The sequence below is a fragment of the Myxococcus xanthus genome (genome assembly GCF_006402735.1).
Classification (GTDB): domain Bacteria; phylum Myxococcota; class Myxococcia; order Myxococcales; family Myxococcaceae; genus Myxococcus; species Myxococcus xanthus_A.
The window spans coordinates 9,191,754-9,210,010 of the sequence record NZ_CP017174.1; the positions used below are offsets into that span (position 1 = coordinate 9,191,754).

Below are 18,257 nucleotides of genomic sequence, written 5' to 3' on the forward strand. Positions count from 1 at the left end.
GCGTGGACTTCACCTCTTACAGGGCGCGGAACAATGGAACGGGCTGCTGCTTGCCCTTCAGCCGCACGGGAGGCAGGTCCTCGAAGGCCGTCTCGTTGGCGTCCACCAGCTCGCGGGTGCGCTCCCCCACCAGGATTTCCCCCGGGCCCGCGAGCGCGCACAGCCGCGCGGCCACGTTCACCGCGTCACCGATGCAGGTGTACTCGGCGCGCACCGTGCTGCCGATGTTGCCCGCCACCACCACGCCCGAGTTGATGCCGATGCCCAGCTCCAGCACCAGCGGCTGGCCCTCGCGCCCGCCCGCCGCCCACTCCGCCTCCGCCTCGATGCGCAGGTCCGTCAGCGCATCCATCATCATCTTCGCGGACTGGAGCGCACGCAGCGCGTCATCCGGACGGGCCACCGGCGCGCCGAAGACGGCCATCAGCCCGTCGCCCAGGAACTTGTCCAGCGTGCCGCCGCAGGTGAGCACCGCGTCCGACATCCGCCCGAGCACCTGGTTGAGCACCCCCACCACCTGCTCCGGCGGCAGGCTCTCCGCCAGGCCGGTGAAGTTGCGGATGTCCGCGAACAGCAGCGTCACCTCGCGCTTCTCGCCGGTGAGCACCACCGCGTCCGCGCTCTTGAGGATTTCCTCCACCACCGCGTCGGACGTGTAGCGCGCGAACAGCTTGCGCATGCGCTCCGTCTCGCCCGTGCGGCGCACCACGCTTTCGATGCGCGCGGCCAGCTCGTCCATGGACGCGGACTTGTTGACGTAGTCATCCGCGCCAGCGCGCAAGCCGCGCACGCGCTCGGCCTCCACGTCGTTGGCGGTGAGGATGATGACGGGCACCGCGTGGCTGGGGCCTTCCTTCAGTCGGCGGCACAGCTCCACGCCCTCCAGGCCGGGCATCTCCAGGTCACTGAGGACGATGATGGGCTGGAGGCGCCCCATGCTCTCCAGTGCCTCGAACGGGTCCTGGAAGCAGAGGACTTCGTAGCCCAGCGCCACCAGGCCCTCCTGCACGAAGGCGCAGGCGAGCGGGCTGTCGTCCACCACCACCACGCGGCGGCGGCCGTCAGCGGAGGGGCGCGGCAGGTCCTGCCGCCCGGCGATGCGGTTCTGCAGCCCCAGCGCCTCGTAGATTTGCTTGTAGGTGCAGTGGCCCAGCTCCACCAGGATTTCGCCCAGCTTGCGGCCGTCACGGCGCTGGCGAGCGAGCGCCTCGTCGAGCTGCGCCAGCGTCACGTACTTGAGCCCCACCAGCAGCTCGCCCAGCGCGGGCTGCAGGGGGCTCTTGTCCTGGTGCAGCCCGAGCGCCTCTCCCAGCGCGTCCTGAATCTGCTCTCGCGTGACGTAGCCCAGGGACATGAGGGCTTCCCCCACGCGCTGCCCGGTGAGGGCTTGGAGGGCGAGTGCCTCCTGCACCTGACTGGGCGAGACAATCCCCAGCTTGAGCAGCAAGTCACCAAACAGGGGGCTGGAAGCACTCATGGTGGGTGAGTGTACCTCACACCCCCCACCCACGGGGAGTCCGGGACTTACGGGCGCCCGCGCGGCGCCACCACCCGGAGGTCCAGACGGCGGTTGGCCTCGCGTCCCTGGGAAGTCTCGTTCGACTCGACGGGCTTGTCCGGGCCGAATCCCCACGCCTCCAGCCGATCCGGCGGGACACCCCGCTCCACCAGGTAGTCCCGCACCGCCTCCGCGCGCGCCAGCGTCACCTCCCGCTGCACGTCCGGGTCCCCGCGGTTGTCCGTGTGGCCCTCGATGGCGATGACACCCAGCCGCGGGTGCACCAGCAGGACTTCGGCCACGTTGTCGAGCGCCGGCTGGACGCGCGGCTGGAGGGCGGCGGTGCCGGGCGCGAAGGTGATGCGCTCCAACAGCTCCAGCCGGTCCGGGCGGATGACAACGCGCTGCTTGCGCGCCGCCGGGCAGCCCTGGTTGTCCACCGCGCCCCGCTCGCGCGGGCAGTTGTCCCGGTGGTCCGCCACGCCGTCGCCGTCCACGTCCCGCTCCGGGCAGCCGCGCAGCGAGGGCAGTCCCTCCTCGTCGGGACAGGCGTCCTCTTCATCCGGCACGCCATCACCGTCCGCGTCACGGATGGGGCACCCCTCGCGCGAGACGGGCCCGGGCTCGTCCGGGCACTTGTCCGCCGCGCCCTCCACCCCGTCGCGGTCCGGGTCGTCGATGGGGCAGCCCTGCCGCTCCAGCAGGCCGAACACACGCGGGCAGGCGTCCTTCGCGTCCTCCACGCCGTCCTCGTCCGTGTCGCGGATGGGGCAGCCGTCCCGCGAGGCGGGCCCGGCGTGACGCGGGCACTTGTCCAACGCGTCCTCCACGCCATCCCCGTCCGTGTCCTTCACGGGGCAGCCCTGGAGTCTCGCGAGCCCTCGAACGGTGGGGCAGGCATCCTCCCCATTGAGGACGCCGTCGCCATCCGCGTCCAGGGCCGGGGCGAGCGGGGGCGCGTGCCGGCAGCCCGGGGCGGCCACGGCCAGCACGGCGGCGAGCAGGGCCAGTCGGTGGAGTGCGCGCGTCTTCATCCGCGGAACCAGAGCGCAGCGAGTGCGGGCTGTCCAGACACTCAGGCAGGCAAGGGCAGCTCCACGGTGAAGGTGGAGCCCTTGCCCGGCTCGCTCGCCAGGCGGATGCAGCCGCCGTGGGCCTCGACGATGCGCTTGGTAATCCACAAGCCCAGGCCCAGTCCCTTGAAGTGCTGCACCGACGCGGAGCGCTCGAACTGCTCGAAGATGCGCTCCTGCTCCTCCGGCGACACGCCGATGCCCTCGTCGCGCACGGACAGCCGCGCCACCGGGCCCACCGCGTCCACCTCCACCGTCACCGGCCGGCCCGCGCCGTACTTCGCCGCGTTGGAGAGGAGGTTCACCAGCACCTGCTCCAGGCGCAGCCGGTCCCACTGCCCCGACACCGGCCTGTCCAGCAGCAGCCGCACCTCGTTGCCCGCCAGGGCCAGCTCCTCGGACATTCGGCCCACCAGCTCGCGCGTCAGCGCCGCCAGGTCCACCTCTTCACGCTTCAGCCCCAACCGCCCCGAGCTGAGGCGCGAGACATCCAGCAGGTCATCGATGAGCAACCCCAGCCGCTGGCCCGCCTTCGCCGCCCGCTCCGCGCGCTCCGCCAGACCGTCCACGGCCATGGCATCGCGGGCCATGCGCGCCAGCAGGTGAATCTGGAGCTGGAGCGCGTTCAGCGGCGACTTCAGCTCGTGCCCCGCCACCGACAGCAGCTCGTCCCGCGCCTTCACCGCCTGCGTGGCCGCGCCGTATAGCCGCGCGTCCTCAATGGCCAACGCCGCGCGCGCCGCCAGGCTCTCCAGCAACGCGCGCTCCTCCACCGAATACTCGCGGCCCTGCGCCTCGCGCATCACCCCCAGCGTGCCCAGCACCCGGCCACGCACGCCCAGCGGAACGACGATGACGCTGTGGGGTCCGTAGCGCTGGAGGAAGGGCATGCCCTCCGGCACGCGTTCATCGCGCAGGTCCTCGGCCTGGAGGCGGGGCACGAAGAGCGGCTGCCCCGTCGCCGCCACCCGGCCCGACAGCCCTTCTCCCACCCGCCCCGGGCAGCGCCGCATGGATGCGTCCAGCACCGCGCGGGCCTCCGCGTTGGGGTGGTGCACCGTCACCAACTCCAAGCGCGTCTTGTCCTCGGAGAGCAGTTGGAGCACGCACGCGTCTCCGAGCGCCTCCGACACCTTGCGAACCAGCACCTCCAGCACCATGGACAGGTCCAACCCCGCCTCCGCGATGAGGTGGCTGACCTGCACCAGGACGTGGAGCCGCGCCGCTCCGCGCCGGCTCTCCTCCTCCGCCGCGCGGGCCTTGCGGAACAGATCCGCGTTGTCGATGGCCAGCGCGGCGCGCCCGGCCAGCTCCTCGGCCAGCGACAGGTCCGGGATGTCGAAGGGCGCGGACGTCTCGCTCCGCATGAAGGTGAGCACCCCCAGCGTGCGCTGCCGCGCCACCAGCGGCGTCAGGATGAGCGAGCCGACGCCCAGCTCGCGCGCGGCCGCGTACAGCCGCGCCGCCGCCGTACTTGTGTCCCCGGGCTCCGCGGTGGGGCGCGCCATCATCCACGGACGCCCCGAGGCGAGCACCTCCGCCAGCAACGTGGGGCTGCCTTCCTGTGGAGCGAAGCGCAGGAGCTCCAACCCGCGCGGCGCCGATTGCGGATTCTCATAGAGCACGGCCAGCCGCCGCACCACGCCGTCCTCGTACGAGTCCACCGCGCAGCCATCCGCGAAGTGCCCCAGCGCCAGCCGCGCCACGCCCGCCACCGTCTCCTCCCAGTCCAGCGACGCCGACACGAGCGCGCTCGCGTCCGCCAGGAGCCGCAGGCGCTGTCCCGCCGCCTCCGCCTGAAGCCGCGCGGTGCGCTCCCGCGCGTACAGCCGCGCGCGTTCCAGCGCCTGGCCACACTCGTGCCCCAGGCCGGTGATGGACGCCCGCTCCAGCACCGAGAAGCGCCGCGCCTCCGAGAAGCCGAGGCACAACGTGCCGAAGGCATGCCCTTCCACGTGCAAGGGCAGCAGCACCAGCGCGCGCAGTGCCCCCAGCGCGGGCACCATGTCCCGCGCCGCGGCGGGCGTCTCCAGCCACACTGGCCCTCCCGCGCCGTGCCCCGGCCCACCGCTGCTTCGCCAGGGTGGAACCCGGAGCGCCTCCCGCTGCGCGTTGGACATCCCCAGCGCGGCCTTCAACGCCAGCGTCCCGTCCGGCTCCACCAGGTACACCAGTCCCACGCCCGCGCCCACCGCGGGAAGCCCCTGCTCCAGCACCACGCGCGCCACCTCATCCCAGGACAGCGCGCGGCCCAAGGCCTCCGTCACCGCCTGGAAGCGGCGCAGCCGCAGCACCTCCGACTCCTCCACCTCCGCTCGCGCGGACAGCACGGACTGGCGCAGCGTCTCCGCCATGCGCTCGCGCTCCAGCGCCAGCGCCGCCAGCTTCACCGAGAGGCCGAAGCGCCGCAGCGCCTCCTCCTGTGGCCGCCACGCCTCGCGAAAGAGCACGCCCAGCACACCGGCGGCGCCCAGGCCGGAAGCGAAGTAGAGCGGTTGGGACAGCAAGGCCGTGGCCCCCAATCGCCGCAAGGCGTCCGGCTCCGAGGCCAGCAGCGCGTCTTGCGATACGTCCTCCACCACCCGGGGCAGGCGCGGCTCACCAGGCGCGGGCGCCTGGGCCAGCAGCTGCTGCGCGCAGATGGCGGCCGCCTCCGCGTCCACGCCGTGCGTGGTGAGCGTGCTCAAGTCGCCCGTCCCGCCCCACCAGCACAGGAAGGCACCCGAGGCCCCCAGCGTGGCGGACGCCTGGCAAAGCAATTCCTCCAGCACCGCCACCACCGGCGGTGCTGCGGACAGCCGCTCCAGGGCCCGCGACATGCGGTCCACCGCGGCTCCCACGGTTTTTCCGGGCACATTCATGCCCCACTCCCCCCGGCACGGACGCCTGGCTCCCTGCCTCGAAGCCTCATTCTCCCATGCCGGACGAAGCGTGGATACCGCACAGCGCGTTGCCCTGAAGTACGGGGTTCCCCGTGGGTGCCTTAGTGCTCGTAGACGCGGAAGAAGGCGAAGAAGATTTCCAGCACGATGAGCAGGACGATGACGGCCTCCAACGTGTGGGAGCGGTCGATGTCCACGTCACCCTTGAGCAGGCCATACGTCTGGGCCAGCAACTGCTGCTTGCGGGTGACGGCGGCCTGCCACGGCGGGATGCGCATGCGGCGCACGGCGCTCTCGTAGACCTTGGCCAGGTAGAAGTCGCCGATGATTTTGAGACTGTTGTCCACGCGCTCGATGAACTCGTTGAGGTCCACCAGCGTGGAGAGCGTCTGCCGAGCCAGGGTGCGGTAGGGACTGCGGAACAACGTGGCCCAGCCATGCCGCGCGGCCTGCACCTTCTCGTGGATGCGGGTGATGTGCGCGTCCAACCGCTCATCGTAGTAGCGGAACTCCAACAACTGCGCGTTGGCGATTTCCAGCAGGTCGGGGATGTCTCGCGAGCCGGACGGCTCGTAGACGAAGGCGCTGTTCCAGTCGATGACGACCAGGTCGTGGATGGTGTAGCTGAAGCGCGACTGGAGCACGGATTCGCTCTCACGCGGAGACAGCGGCACCGTGCCGCTTTCGCCCAGGAGCAGCCGGGCCAGGTCCGCGCGCGTCACCAGCTCCTCCGCGGTGGGATTGCCACGGATGTGCTCGGCGAAGATGACGGTGTAGCTCTCGTTCTGCTCCCACAAATGGGGCGCCTGCGCGGCGGGAGCGATGGTGCGGCGCACACCTTCCACCAACTCCAACGCCAGGGCCTCCAGCGACTGACTGTCATAGAGCTCGTCCGCCATGCGCGTGAGCGCTTCCAACGAGGTGCCCGGAACGACAGGCACCTGCAGGATGATGGACACGGCGCCATGGTCGAACAGGCGCGCGGTGACATCCACCGTGACGGGACCGTCCCGCAGTGCCAGGGGCCGGCGGCCCAGCTCATAGGCCAGCGGCGGGTTGGGCAGCTGGATGTACTGACTGTTCTCCCGTGACAGCTTGAGCCGGCGCGAGTCCTCCGTGAGCACCCGGCGCGCGCGCTCCAGGTCCAGCTCCTCCGCGATGTCGAAGGTGCGGTAGCAGAGGACGTACGCCTTGTCGAAGAGCAGCGGTTCGGCAGCGTCCATGGTGCGTGAAGCCTAACCCGCGCCCATGACAATCCGTGGCCGGCCACCCTGGCATGCCAGACAGTCGTCATTCCCTCCGCGGAGCCGTACCGGAATGGACGGCCCCGGGAGGTGCTGGACTGTCTTCAGTCGAGCGAACGTTCAGGGCCGGTGGCGCGGCGGAGGCGGCGTCAGCTCCGTGCGCACGTCCCACAGCTCCGGGAAGAAGCGCAGGTCCAACGCCTTGCGCAGGAAGCCCACGCCCGACGAGCCGCCCGTGCCCTGCTTGAAGCCGATGATGCGCATCACCGTCATCATGTGGCGGTAGCGCCAGAGCTGGAAACGCTCCTCGGTGTCCACCAGCTTCTCGCACATCTCATACGCATCCCAGTGCGCCTCGGCGTCCTGGTAGATGCGCCGGAACACCTCCACCACCTCCGGGCTCTTCTCGTAGGGCTTGCGCCAGTCACGCTGCACGTGGCTCTGCGGCACCGGATGTCCCATGCGCGACAGGTGGCGCAGGAACTCGTCATACAAACTGGGGGATTCGAACAGCCGCTCCAACTCGCCGTGGATGGCGGGGACGTGGCGGAAGGGCATCAACGCCTGCGGGTCCTTGTTGCCCAGCAGGAACTCCAGCGCACGGTACTGGAAGCTCTGGAAGCCAGAGGAGCTGCCCAGCGTGTCGCGGAACTCCAGGTACTCGTTCGGCGTGAGCGTCTCCAACACGCTCCACTGCTCGAAGAGCATCCGTTGGATGTGCGCCACGCGCGCGAAAATCTTGAACGACGGCTCCAGCCGGTCCGCCTGCACGTAACGGATGCAGGCGCCCAGCTCGTGGATGAGCAGCTTCATCCACAGCTCGCTCGTCTGATGCTGGATGATGAACAACAGCTCGTCGTGGTGAGGCGGCTGCGAGCGCGTCACCTGGGCCGACAAGAGCCGGTCGAGCTGCAGATAATCACCGTACGTGGTCCTTCCGGCCAGGTCGGTGATGATTCCAGGCTCCAAATCGCGTTTGTTCATGGGCCCGGGCATTCATGCTCGTGCAAGCCCCCACGGGCAAGTCTCTCCCGCATGGGCGGACCCCGATTCCTCTCCCGGCAACAGAGCGGAACGACGGGGGCGCGGTCACTCTCTGCCCGGGCCGGGGCAGCGTGCCGCTGGCTAGCCTGCGTGCCCAGCCTGAGCGGCAGCCGCCAACGCCTTGGACGCGGCGCGTCCACGCGGCAGCTTGATGTCGTCCACGCTGTCCGGGTCGGCGTAGTCCTTCCAGTCGCTCGGGCGGCGGTTGGTCTTCTCCAGCATGCGGAGCTTCTGGTAGTGGGCCGCGCAGTAGCCCTTGGTGCGGCTGGGCTTGCCGCAGCCGATGATGGCGCACGCGCGCGAGCCGTCAGGACCCGCCGCCGCCGGCTTGCGGCCACGACGCTTGCCACCCACGGCCGCGGGAGCCGCCGTCACGGAGCTGCGAGCCGCGGGAGGACGACCCGGGCCACGACGGCCGGCCTTGGCGGCCGCGGGAATCTGGGCGCCGAACAGGGGCCCGACGACCTCGGCCAGCGGGGCCAGGCGCTCGGCCACGTTGCGGAGCGCGTCCAAGTCCGCCGTGCCCTCCTCCAGCCGCGCGACCACGTCACGCAGCGGCTTGAGCTGGACCTCGATTTCATTGCGGATCATGTCGCGAAACGCTTTATCCACGGACATTCGTTGAATCCTCACCTGGGGAACGACAAGGGTAATGCAGTACTAGGGGGGGCTGATGCTCGATGCTTGTGATGCTGCCCATACCCTTACCTTCCAAAAATGGTTTTGTCTAAAGGAAGAGATAAAAGTTGTGACTGAGCAACGGACCATTCGCCCCGTTGTCGCAGGTCTCACCTGTTTCCCGGCGGCGACAGAGGCCTAACCGTCCCAGTGCAGGGACTCCAGCAGGGGGGCCTCCCCCGCCACCTGGAACACCTGGGAGCGTGACAGCAGCTCGTCCCAAGTGGCCGATAAATCACGACGCAGGCCGTCTAACGACAGGGAATCCAGGGCAATCATGAGCTGGGGCAGTCGTGCATTCTCCTCTTCTTGGAAATGCGCCACCGCCAGGTCTTCCAGCGTCAACAGACGCGCCTGCCACTCGGGATGGCCCGAGGGCAGCTCTTCCAGCTCAGCCATCAGCTCACGCATGGTGAGATGGTCTTCCGTCTGCTCACGACAAGACTCGCGGCCCTCCACCCGTGCCATCACCGGGTAGAGGCAACGCTCCTCCAGTCGTGAGTGAAGCCTCAGCAATGCCAGCAGCTCCGCCGTCAGCCCCCTCAGCTCATCGGGTTCCTCACCCGATGCCAGACGCTCGAGACGCTCTTCCAGTTCCCGATGCTGGTCGATGAGGATGTCGAACGGGCTGCCCATGCCGGAACGTTCGACATGCACCTGGAAGCAGACAACCTGAGTATGCCTGCAAGCTGGCATTACTCAAACTCCTACGAACCCCCACTGTCGGGACGGCCACCGTCTCAGGGGTGCCTGGCCGCCTGGCGGCCAGGAGGAAGGCGCCGCCTGCTGGGGGCGCCACGCATCCCCATGTTTTTCCACCATGGATGCCCCGCTCGCCAGCCTGCGCCGGGCCGTATTCCGCCTCGCCGAGCAGGGCGCGGCGCTGTCGGCCCTGTACCATCGGGCGCGACTGCTGGGCTGTGAGCACCTGCCATTGAAAGGCCCGGTGCTGCTGGTGGGAAACCACGGCGTCTGGGGTTACGAGACACCTGCCTTCTTTCATCTGATCCACCAGCGCACCGGCCGCTATCCATTGGGCCTGGCGGAACGAGGGCTCTTCCGCATCCCGTTGATCCGCACGGTGTTGCCATGGCTGGGCGGCGTGGAGGGGACGCGGGAGAACGCCATGACGGCGCTGCGGGCGGGCTCACTGGTCGTCTGCTATCCCGGGGGCGCGTGGGAGACCTTCAAGCGCAGCCACGGGCGCTACCGGCTGCGCTGGGAGCAGGCGCTGGGCTTCGCGCGGCTGGCGGCCCGCGCCGGCGTGCCGGTGGTGCCCTTCGCCGGTCAGGGGGTGGATGACACCTTCCGCTGGCCCCCGGGCGAGGACCGCCTGTGTGTGCGCCTGACGAACGATGACAAATACCGGATGCCGTTGGTGATGGGCCTGGGGCCCCTGCCCTGGCCCGTGCGGCTCACCTTCCACCTGGGGACGCCTCACGCCCCACCGCCTCCGGATGCCAGTGAATCCCGCCTCCGGGCCTTCCGGGACACCGTGGCCGCCAGCGTAGGGCGGCTCCTGACGAGGCATTCCCATGCTTGAAGCCCTGTCTTCCCGTCCAGGGGGACACCCCCACGGCCCGCCGCTCGTCCCGGATGTGGACGACATCCAGCAGGGCTATGCCCACCTGCCCTGTGAACAACATCCCGTGCGAGGCACACCGGTACGCCTGTTCACCTTTCCAGACGGCAACACGGACGAATCACGCACCGTGGTGTGTCTTCCGGGGCTGGGAGCCAGTGGCCGTTCCTTCGCGCCCATGGAGCCGCTGGCGGACGCGCTGAGGCTGCTGCTCTGGACGCCGCCCCTGCGCACCCCCGCCACCCACACCCCGCTCTTGTGGAACCTGGCGGTGCTGGACCACGCGGAGTCCCTGCTGCCGGGGCGCTTCGCCCTGCTGGGGTCGTCCTACGGCAGCCTGCTGTCCATGGCCTATGCCCTGGCCCACCCGGAGCGGGTGAAGGCCCTGCTGCTGGTGTCACCGGTGGCCAGCGTGCACCGCATCCACCGGCTGGCCCTGACGCTGTCCACCCTGGTGCGCGCACCCCGGCCCCTGGCGTACCTGCTGGCCCCCACCGTGGCCCGGGTCCTGGGAGGCCGCCGGTTGCCGCCGGAGGGCCGGGCCGAAATCGTGCGCGAGGCCCGGCGGCTGTCCCCGGTGGAGCTGCTGCGCCGGCTGCGGGACATCCTGGCCACGGACCTGATGCCCCGGCTCCATGAGCTCCAGGTGCCCACACTCATCATCCAGGGCGGCCGGGACCTGCTGGTGCCGCCCCGCGCCGCCCGTGACGTGGCCCGGCACATCCCCGGAGCCCGGCTGGCGCTCATCCGGGGCGCCAGCCACCTGCCCTACATGAGCCACCCCGAGGCCTTCAACACGCTGGCCGGAGACTTCCTCCGGCAGCACCTGGACTGAGCCGCCACCCACACCATGACCACCGACGCCACCCACCTGTCCCGTTCCGCCCTGCTGTTCCTGGCCCGCCGCCCAGGCCTGGAGGACGCAGCCATGCGCCTGCGCCCCTTCCGGCGGCTGGCCTCGCGCTTCATCGCCGGAGAGACGCTGGAGGAGGCCGTGGACGCCGTGAAGACGCTGTCCGCGCGCGGGCTCATGGCGTCGTTCGACCACCTCAACGAGGCCGTCCAGACGCCCGAGGAGACTCGGGAGGAGGTGCGCCAGTACCAGCGGCTGCTGGCCCGCATCGACACGGTGGGCGTGCGGGCCAACGTGTCGATGAAGCTCACCCAGTGCGGGCTGCTGTTCGATGAAGCCCTGGCCCTGGAGAACGCGCGCACGGTGGTGGCCGAGGCCGCGGCCCGCGACTCCTTCGTGCGCATCGACATGGAGGACAGCTCGGTGACACAGGTGACGCTGGACATCGTGCGTCAGCTCCGCGCGGAGTTCGGCGAACCCCATGTCGGCGCCGTGTTGCAAAGCGCCTTGCGGCGCACGGAGCAGGACGCGAAGGCGCTGTGCGCACAGCGCATCCGCACCCGCCTATGCAAGGGTGCCTATCTGGAGAAGCCCGACGTGGCCTTCCCAGACAAGCGGGACGTGGATGCCAGCTTCGTTCGCACCATGCGGGTGCTGCTGGACAGCGGCGTGTATCACGGCATCGCCACGCACGATGAACGGATGATTGAAGCGACACTGGACCACGCGGCGAAGCGCGGACTGCCGCGCGGCGCCTTCGAGTTCCAGATGCTCTACGGCATCCGCGGGGACTTGCAGGAACGACTCGTGAGGGAGGGTCACCCGGTGCGCATCTACGTGCCGTACGGACGGCACTGGTACCCGTACTTCATGCGCCGGCTGGCCGAGCGCCCCGCCAATCTGGCCTTCCTGCTGCGCAACCTGGTACGTGGGTAGGAAGCAGTACGCGCCTCCCCGCATGGCATGCGGGGCCAGCGCGGGGCCCGCATGCGGGTGAAACATGCGGATGAAACACCAGACCGCGCGCGCCTTCGGAGGCCGCGCGCGTCAGGACCAACGCCAATCGAGAATGGACCGGCCCGTATGCACAGTCATGTCCGGGCAACCCCATACCGGTGCCGGTTCGGCGCCGCGGCATTTCCTGCTCATGCCCCATGTCTTGTCGCATGGCGTCGCTGCGTCACGAGCGGGCGACTGCCCTCTCCTCCGCCATCCGCGGGGCCCGTGGACGGCCCGCCGCTTCGGGTGCCCTGGAGGGACACGCCGCGGGAGGCGTCCCTAGCTTTCCCGCATGGCGCTGCCCATCGAAGCCCATGCCCTCATTGGAGACACGCACAGCGCCGCGCTGGTGGCGAATGACGGCACCATCGACTGGCTGTGCTGGCCACGCTTCGACTCGGACGCGTGCTTCGCGGCGCTGCTGGGTGAGCGGCGGCATGGCTTCTGGCGCATCGCCCCCACCCTGCCCGTGCGGCGCGTACACCGCCGCTACGTGCGCGACACGCTGGTGCTGGAGACGGAGTTCCACACCGACGCCGGCACCGTGCGCCTGTGCGACTTCATGCCGCTGCGCGAGGACACGCCGCAGTTGATTCGCATCGTGGAAGCCCGCACCGGACAGGTGCCTCTCCACCTGGAGTTCGCCCCTTGCTTCGGCTACGGAGACCGCACGCCCTGGGCTCGCGTGATTCCGGGAGGCGTCAGCACCAAGGCCGGCCCGGACGCGCTCTACCTGGCGACTGAGCTGTCGCTGCGTTTGGAGCACAGCCACGTGCTCGCGGACTTCACCGTGCCGGAAGGGCAGCGCCTGGCCTTCGTCCTGTCCTGGCATCCCTCGCACCTGCCTCCGCCACGTCAGCCGCCGGACCCGTTCCTCACGCGCGAGGACACGGAGCGGTGGTGGCGCGCCTGGGCGTTCCGCTGCATCCATGAGAGCCCCTGGCGCGCGCAGGTGTTGCGCTCGCTCATCACCCTCAAGGCGCTCACCTACTCCCCCACCGGCGGCGTGGTCGCCGCGCCCACCACGTCCCTGCCGGAGCGGATGGGCGGCGTGCGCAACTGGGACTACCGCTTCTGCTGGCTGCGCGATGCCACGCTGACGCTGCTGACCCTGCTGGACGCCGGCTACACCCAGGAAGCCCAGGCCTGGCGGGACTGGCTGCTGCGCGCGGTGGCCGGAGAACCCGACGAGCTCCAAATCCTCTACGGCGTGGCCGGCGAGCGCCGCGTCACCGAGTTGGAGCTGCCGTGGCTGCCGGGCTTCGAGGGCTCGCGCCCGGTGCGCATCGGCAACGCCGCCGTGGGCCAGCTCCAGTTGGACGTCTTCGGCGAGATTGCCGACTGCCTCTACCACGCGCTCCGCCACGGCGTCTGTTCGGACGCCGAGGCCTGGGACGTGAGCGTGCACCTGCTGCGCTTCGTGGAGCGCAACTGGGACCAGCCCGACGAGGGCATCTGGGAGGTGCGCGGCGGGCGCCAGCAATTCACCCATTCCAAGGTCATGGCCTGGGTGGCCATGGACCGGATGGTGAGGACGGCGAACCTGCGCGGCATGCGCGGCGCGCAGGTGGAGCACTGGAAGGCGCTGAGGGCGCAGATGCACGCGGACATCTGCGCGCGGGGCTACGACGCGCGCCGCAACACCTTCACCCAGGCCTTTGGTAGCCAGGCCCTGGACGCCAGCTTGCTGTTGATTCCCATGGTGGGCTTCCTCCCGCCGGACGACGTCCGCGTGCGCGGCACCGTGGAGGCCATCCGCCGCGAGCTGTGCCACGACGGACTGGTGCGCCGCTACCACACGCACGAGACGCGGGACGGCCTTCCCCCGGGCGAAGGCGTCTTCCTGGCGTGCAGCTTCTGGCTGGCAGACGCGCTGGCGCTGATGGGCCGCAAGGGCGAGGCGCGCGAGCTGTTCGAGCACCTGCTGGGCATGTGCAACGACGTGGGCCTGCTGTCCGAGGAATACGACCCGGTGGCCCACAGGATGGTGGGCAACTTCCCGCAGGCCTTCAGCCACCTCGCGCTGGTGGGCACCGCGCTGAACCTGTCGCGCGAGGGCGGCCCTGGTCAGCAGCGCAGCCACTGACGGCAACGGAGGCCCGGCGCGTCGCCTGGAAATGAAGCGGGCCCCGGCACGCGGTGGGAGCAGCGTCCCACCTCGTCCGAGGCCCCTGATGCACCACACGCACGTCCACGTCCTCGAGGGACGCGGCGGGGCGGAGACTAGAAGTAGCCGCCGATGGTGGAGGCGACGCTGAAGTTCACCTCCACGTCATTGCCCAGACCGAAGGCCAGGCGCGGGCCACCGCCCACGAAGAAGTGCGGCGTCACGTGGAAGAGGAAGGGCGCGTAGCCTTCCAGGATGACGGTCACGTCAGCGGGGAGCGCCGAGTTAGCGAAGGGCAGGATGTCGTCGCCGATGTACAGCGACACCTGTCCCTTGGGCCACACGGAGATGCGGTCGGAGAGCGGGATGTTGTAACCGACGCGGGCATTCAGGCCGAAGGCGGCAATCGTGTCACCGCTGCCGAAGAGCGCGCGGACCTGGAGGCCGCTACCAACGGACAGGTTCTTCTTGAGGAAGTAGTCCGCGCCGGGCTCCAGGAAGATGTAACCGATGCCGCTGCCCTGCGTGGAGTAACCCAGGCTCGCGGAGGCATCCGTGCTGATGACGAACTGCCCCTCCGAACCGAAGCTCCCCGACGACTCCTGAGCGCCGGCGCTCACCGACACCATGACGCCCGCCACTGCGGCCAGGTTCTTCCAGTTGTTTGCCTTCATGAGACGTCCCTCCGTTGCGTAGGCCCGGTGCACATGTCCGGGCGCTCGGCGCCCACTTCTAGCCAATGGGCGCGGAGGAACATCATTTATTTCGTCATGGTTGTGAACAGTCGCGTCGATGTCATGCGTGGATCAGCCGCGTGACAGAGGGGCCACCACGATTCGTCCAGCAGGTGTGTACGGGCCAGCAATTGCAGCGGCCCATTCTCGCGAGTCGAGAAACCGCGCCCGCGACACGCAGCCCGTCACGAGTCCCAGGACAGCGTGTACTCGCTGTCCAGCAGGGACGTCTGTCCGCCGCGCACCTGGATGTCCTGGGCGCCCACGGCCAGCAGCGCGCCTTCGAGCATGCCCTCGTTGTAGGCCACGGGGGTGAAGATGCGGCGCATGTGGATGCGGCCCGAGCGCGGGCCCGTCCATGCCACCTGCAGCTCTCCGAAGTTGATGGCCATGCGGTAGGCCTCGGGGAGCATCTCCACGAGGCGCTTGGGCTCGCCGCCCACCTGCTGCCGGACCTCGGCGCCGAACATGGAGTTGATGAAGGCAAGCGTGCCCTGGACACCGAGCTGCCGCATGGCCTCCTCGACGCCGCCGAGCTGCGGTGCCAGCAGCCGGGCCGCGGAGAAGAACACGCGCATGAAGGGCGGGACGGGGTAGAGCTCGGTGGTGTCCAGTTCGGCGGGGTAGTCACCGCCTTGCTGGATGCGAGCCACCGCCTGCTCACCGCCGAGGAAACGCACGGTGTCGAGGACGGCGGCGAAGTGCATGCCGCGAATTCCCTCGGACGCTTCCACGAGCGCGAGCCGCGAGCTCAGCTCGCGCTCCACATCCTCTGACGTGTCCCACTTGCCGCGCTCCATGCTGGCCTCCCGTCGGAAAACGCGCGGGATGCTGGCACAGCTTGGCCACCCGCGCGAACTCCGGGCGGCCTCGGTGTGGGGCGTCCCACCTCTCACGTCCGGTGCGGGACGTGACTCAGGGCGCGGGCTCGACGGCCGGCGCGCCCGCTTCACGGCGCAGACGCGCCTCGAAGACGAAGGTGCCGAAGGGGAGCAGCGACGCGAAGAGGCCGCCCACCACGCGCACGAAGGACCAGCGGTAGGTGATGGCCGCCTCCAGGAGCGCGAAGAGGTAGAGGACAAAGAGCAGGCCGTGGACCCAGCCGGTGAACTTCACCGCCTGCGGCATGCCCATGGCGTACTTCAAGGGCATGGCGATGAAGAAGAGCGCGATGACGGACAGGCCCTCCGCGAGGGCCACGGCACGGAAACGTCCAAGAGGGGTCTTCAGCATGAGATTCTCCCTCACCTGTTTCCCACTCCCAGCCGCCGCGGTCCATGAGTCATGGTGACGCAGGGGGTGCTGCCTGGTTGCTTGCCCGGGCTCGAGGCCTGGCGGGTCGTCCGTCAGCGCGCGGGCAGCGCTTGGAAGGTGATGCCATCCAGGTCCAGACGGCGCACTGCCTCCATGAAGCGCTCCGTGCCGATAATCATCGTGGAGAAGTTTCCGACCCGGAACAGGTCCAGGTCCGCAGGCAACGAGGCGGCGTCGAGAATGGGCGCATCCGGCCGCGTCAGGTCGAAGCGGCCACAGGTCACGCACGGTGGCGGCTCATCGGGCGGGATGCAGTCCGGATGCAGCCTGCCGTGGGGCTCAATCTGTAGCTCCAGCAGTTCTGGCGGGTCTTTCTGCCGGAAGCGCAACTGCGTCGGGCAGGCCTGGAGGCCTTGTACGCCCTCGGAATGCAGCCGCGACAGGGCGTCGCGCTGCACGAGCAACTTCTGCCCCCATACCCAGGCAATGGGACCGAATTCGCCCATGGCACGTCCGACCAAGGGACCGAAGCCCGTACCGGGCGGCAGTTCGGCACCTGGAGGAACCAGCGGCCGGACCAGCTCACGGAGACGCGCGAATTCAGAGAAGGGCTCGGGCCTGGGACGAGCGAACTCGTTACGCTCTGGCAGTTGAGCCAGGTCGACGCACGGATACTCGTGTCCGGTATTGGCCCATGTCTCGCCACAAGTGCCGCAGCTCACGCCGGGGAGCGACAGCTTGTGCCAGGCGTTGATCTCTCCTCCGTACTTCGCCGCCGCGGCCTTGTCCTCTTGCATCCAGAAGAAACGGCTCATCCGTCCTCACACTCCCGGGCGCGAATAGTAGGGCTGAATCGGACCGCCCATGAGTTGGAAGCGATGTATGAGCTCCCCCGCGAACTTGTAGATATCCGTGGGACTGGCGCGCGGCTTTGCCGCCTTGAAGTCGCGCCAAGCCTGGTTCCACGCGCCACCGCGTCCGTCTCCACCGTGAATGCGCCGATGGACGTCACGCGGAATCGGCATGGTGAAGTCGTGGATCTTGACGCCTCGGATCTCAAACCACATCGAGAGGTCTTCGGCCTGGGGAAAGATGTGATGCTTCTCCCAGCGCCCGGGCGTGAGCTGGTGTGACGGAGGGATGAGCCGCTTGGGTGCGCCATTCCAGTTGGGGAAGACCATGACGGCCCCCCGAGGAAGGTGGCGCCCACCTCCCCAATGCCTCCGAGGCCCTCTGCCGGGCGCGGCGGCCGCAGCAGGCGGACGCGCAGGAGGAAAGCGCGCCATCGACACCGCACCGGGCATGTCCTCACAGCGGTAGAAGCCACATGCGTCCCCCAGGCACAGCAGGGTGACGCACCTGTCTTCATCGGGCGAGCGACACTCCGTTTCCGCATCAGCCCCTCCGCTTTGGAGAGGTGCATTCGAGGCGGTGGCACAACCGCCCCAGAACAAGGCAAGCGCGAGAAACCATACACACAGGAAGGGTCGCACAGCCTGTCAGTATAGCCCTAGGCGTTCCCAACCCCTTTCCTGAGCGCCTTCCTCAGAGAGACTCCCCCTCACCCCCGCCACGACGGCAGCGCCACGCCGTAGCGCGCCAGGTCCTCGGGTGTATTCACGTTCGCCAGGGACCGGAGTGACGGCTCCACCGCGCGCAGCACATCCTCGGACAACAGCCGCGTGCGCACGCCGGACAACAGCTCCCGCATCGACGGGTCCATAGCCAGTGCAGTCCCCCAGGCCGGTGCCAGCTCCGACCGGTACGCGGCGAGCAACGGCTCCAGCCTGCCCCCCACCTCGAAGCACACCGCGTCCACGCCGTCGTCCCGCGCGCCCAGCAACACCCGCAGGACCTCCGTCGTGATGAACGGCATGTCGCACGCCACCGCCACCACCCACGGCGTGCGCGCGGACACCAGCGCCGCGTGGACACCGCCGGGCGCTCCCTTGCCTGGCACCACGTCCGCCACCGTGCGCAGCCCGAAGCGGGCGTAGGGCCCGGGCACGTTCGCCACCAGCAAGACGTCCTCGAAGCACGGGGCCAGCGCCAGGAGCCGCTCCAGCACCGCGCGCCCCTCCACTTCCAACAGCCCCTTGGGCACGCCAGACAGGCGCCGGCCCTGCCCTCCCGCGAGGATGGCCAGCGTCACCTCCGGAAACTCCGTGTGGCTTCGCTCCATGCTCGTGCCCCGTTCGCGCGCCAGCCGCGGCCACCTTATCTGTCCGCCCACGCACGCCCCCAGAGGAAGAAAGCAGACGAAGTGTCCCTTGCCCCCGTGGACACAGCGCGCGCTCCACGTCATAGGC

Annotated in this window: 17 protein-coding genes; 4 read left to right on the forward strand and 13 right to left on the reverse strand. The window is 69.4% G+C overall.

Going from position 1 to position 18,257, the window contains the following annotated elements:
* Positions 1-16: 16 nt before the first annotated feature.
* From BHS09_RS37975 to BHS09_RS38005, 7 genes are all read right to left on the reverse strand, one after another.
* On the reverse strand, positions 17-1,477 hold the full coding sequence (locus tag BHS09_RS37975; protein WP_140796189.1) for an adenylate/guanylate cyclase domain-containing protein: 1,461 nt from the start codon (positions 1,475-1,477) through the stop codon (positions 17-19).
* Between the two features lie 47 nt (positions 1,478-1,524).
* Positions 1,525-2,532: an OmpA family protein gene (locus BHS09_RS37980; protein ID WP_237077866.1), complete on the reverse strand. Its 1,008-nt coding sequence runs from the start codon at positions 2,530-2,532 to the stop codon at positions 1,525-1,527.
* A gap of 41 nt (positions 2,533-2,573) precedes the next feature.
* Complete coding sequence (locus tag BHS09_RS37985) at positions 2,574-5,432, reverse strand: sensor histidine kinase (protein ID WP_140800517.1); 2,859 nt, start codon at positions 5,430-5,432, stop codon at positions 2,574-2,576.
* A gap of 122 nt (positions 5,433-5,554) precedes the next feature.
* The gene (locus BHS09_RS37990) at positions 5,555-6,676 is read right to left on the reverse strand and encodes a hypothetical protein (RefSeq protein ID WP_140796191.1); all 1,122 of its coding nucleotides are present in this window, start codon (positions 6,674-6,676) and stop codon (positions 5,555-5,557) included.
* Between the two features lie 141 nt (positions 6,677-6,817).
* Positions 6,818-7,693, reverse strand: coding sequence for a tryptophan 2,3-dioxygenase (locus BHS09_RS37995; protein ID WP_140796192.1), 876 nt, complete (start codon positions 7,691-7,693; stop codon positions 6,818-6,820).
* A gap of 129 nt (positions 7,694-7,822) precedes the next feature.
* Positions 7,823-8,359: a cell wall protein gene (locus BHS09_RS38000; protein ID WP_140796193.1), complete on the reverse strand. Its 537-nt coding sequence runs from the start codon at positions 8,357-8,359 to the stop codon at positions 7,823-7,825.
* A 198-nt stretch (positions 8,360-8,557) separates the two neighbouring features.
* Positions 8,558-9,115, reverse strand: coding sequence for a hemerythrin domain-containing protein (locus tag BHS09_RS38005; protein ID WP_140796194.1), 558 nt, complete (start codon positions 9,113-9,115; stop codon positions 8,558-8,560).
* A gap of 124 nt (positions 9,116-9,239) precedes the next feature.
* On the opposite strand from BHS09_RS38005, the gene BHS09_RS38010 reads away from it, so the two are divergent.
* The 4 genes from BHS09_RS38010 (at position 9,240) to BHS09_RS38025 (ending at position 13,939) form a co-directional block, all read left to right on the forward strand.
* Complete coding sequence (locus BHS09_RS38010) at positions 9,240-9,962, forward strand: lysophospholipid acyltransferase family protein (RefSeq protein WP_140796195.1); 723 nt, start codon at positions 9,240-9,242, stop codon at positions 9,960-9,962.
* Positions 9,955-10,836 carry an alpha/beta fold hydrolase gene (locus BHS09_RS38015; protein WP_140796196.1) on the forward strand — a complete coding sequence of 294 codons (882 nt, stop codon included), beginning with the start codon at positions 9,955-9,957 and terminating at the stop codon, positions 10,834-10,836. The genes BHS09_RS38010 and BHS09_RS38015 overlap by 8 nt, the downstream gene beginning before the upstream one ends.
* A gap of 15 nt (positions 10,837-10,851) precedes the next feature.
* Complete coding sequence (locus BHS09_RS38020) at positions 10,852-11,790, forward strand: proline dehydrogenase family protein (protein WP_140800518.1); 939 nt, start codon at positions 10,852-10,854, stop codon at positions 11,788-11,790.
* Positions 11,791-12,145: 355 nt separating this feature from the next.
* A complete protein-coding gene (locus BHS09_RS38025; protein WP_140800519.1) occupies positions 12,146-13,939 on the forward strand; it encodes a glycoside hydrolase family 15 protein in 1,794 nt (597 codons plus the stop codon).
* A gap of 137 nt (positions 13,940-14,076) precedes the next feature.
* Here BHS09_RS38025 and BHS09_RS38030 read toward each other — a convergent pair whose 3' ends face one another.
* The 6 genes from BHS09_RS38030 to mobA all read right to left on the reverse strand — a co-directional run bounded on the left by BHS09_RS38030 (position 14,077) and on the right by mobA (position 18,130).
* The gene (locus BHS09_RS38030; RefSeq protein WP_174259021.1) at positions 14,077-14,634 is read right to left on the reverse strand and encodes a hypothetical protein; all 558 of its coding nucleotides are present in this window, start codon (positions 14,632-14,634) and stop codon (positions 14,077-14,079) included.
* A gap of 245 nt (positions 14,635-14,879) precedes the next feature.
* Positions 14,880-15,494, reverse strand: coding sequence for a DUF2378 family protein (locus BHS09_RS38035; protein ID WP_237077868.1), 615 nt, complete (start codon positions 15,492-15,494; stop codon positions 14,880-14,882).
* Positions 15,495-15,609: 115 nt separating this feature from the next.
* Complete coding sequence (locus tag BHS09_RS38040; protein ID WP_140796201.1) at positions 15,610-15,927, reverse strand: DUF3817 domain-containing protein; 318 nt, start codon at positions 15,925-15,927, stop codon at positions 15,610-15,612.
* 113 nt (positions 15,928-16,040) lie between these two features.
* A complete protein-coding gene (gene sitI6 / locus BHS09_RS38045; protein WP_140796202.1) occupies positions 16,041-16,763 on the reverse strand; it encodes a SitI6 family double-CXXCG motif immunity protein in 723 nt (240 codons plus the stop codon).
* Positions 16,764-16,769: 6 nt separating this feature from the next.
* Positions 16,770-17,441 (reverse strand): SitA6 family polymorphic toxin lipoprotein, encoded by a 672-nt coding sequence (sitA6, locus tag BHS09_RS38050; RefSeq protein ID WP_140796203.1) that lies wholly within the window; start codon positions 17,439-17,441, stop codon positions 16,770-16,772.
* A 68-nt stretch (positions 17,442-17,509) separates the two neighbouring features.
* Positions 17,510-18,130, reverse strand: a complete 621-nt coding sequence (gene mobA / locus BHS09_RS38055; RefSeq protein WP_140796204.1) for a molybdenum cofactor guanylyltransferase — start codon at positions 18,128-18,130, stop codon at positions 17,510-17,512.
* Between the last annotated feature and the right edge of the window lie 127 nt (positions 18,131-18,257).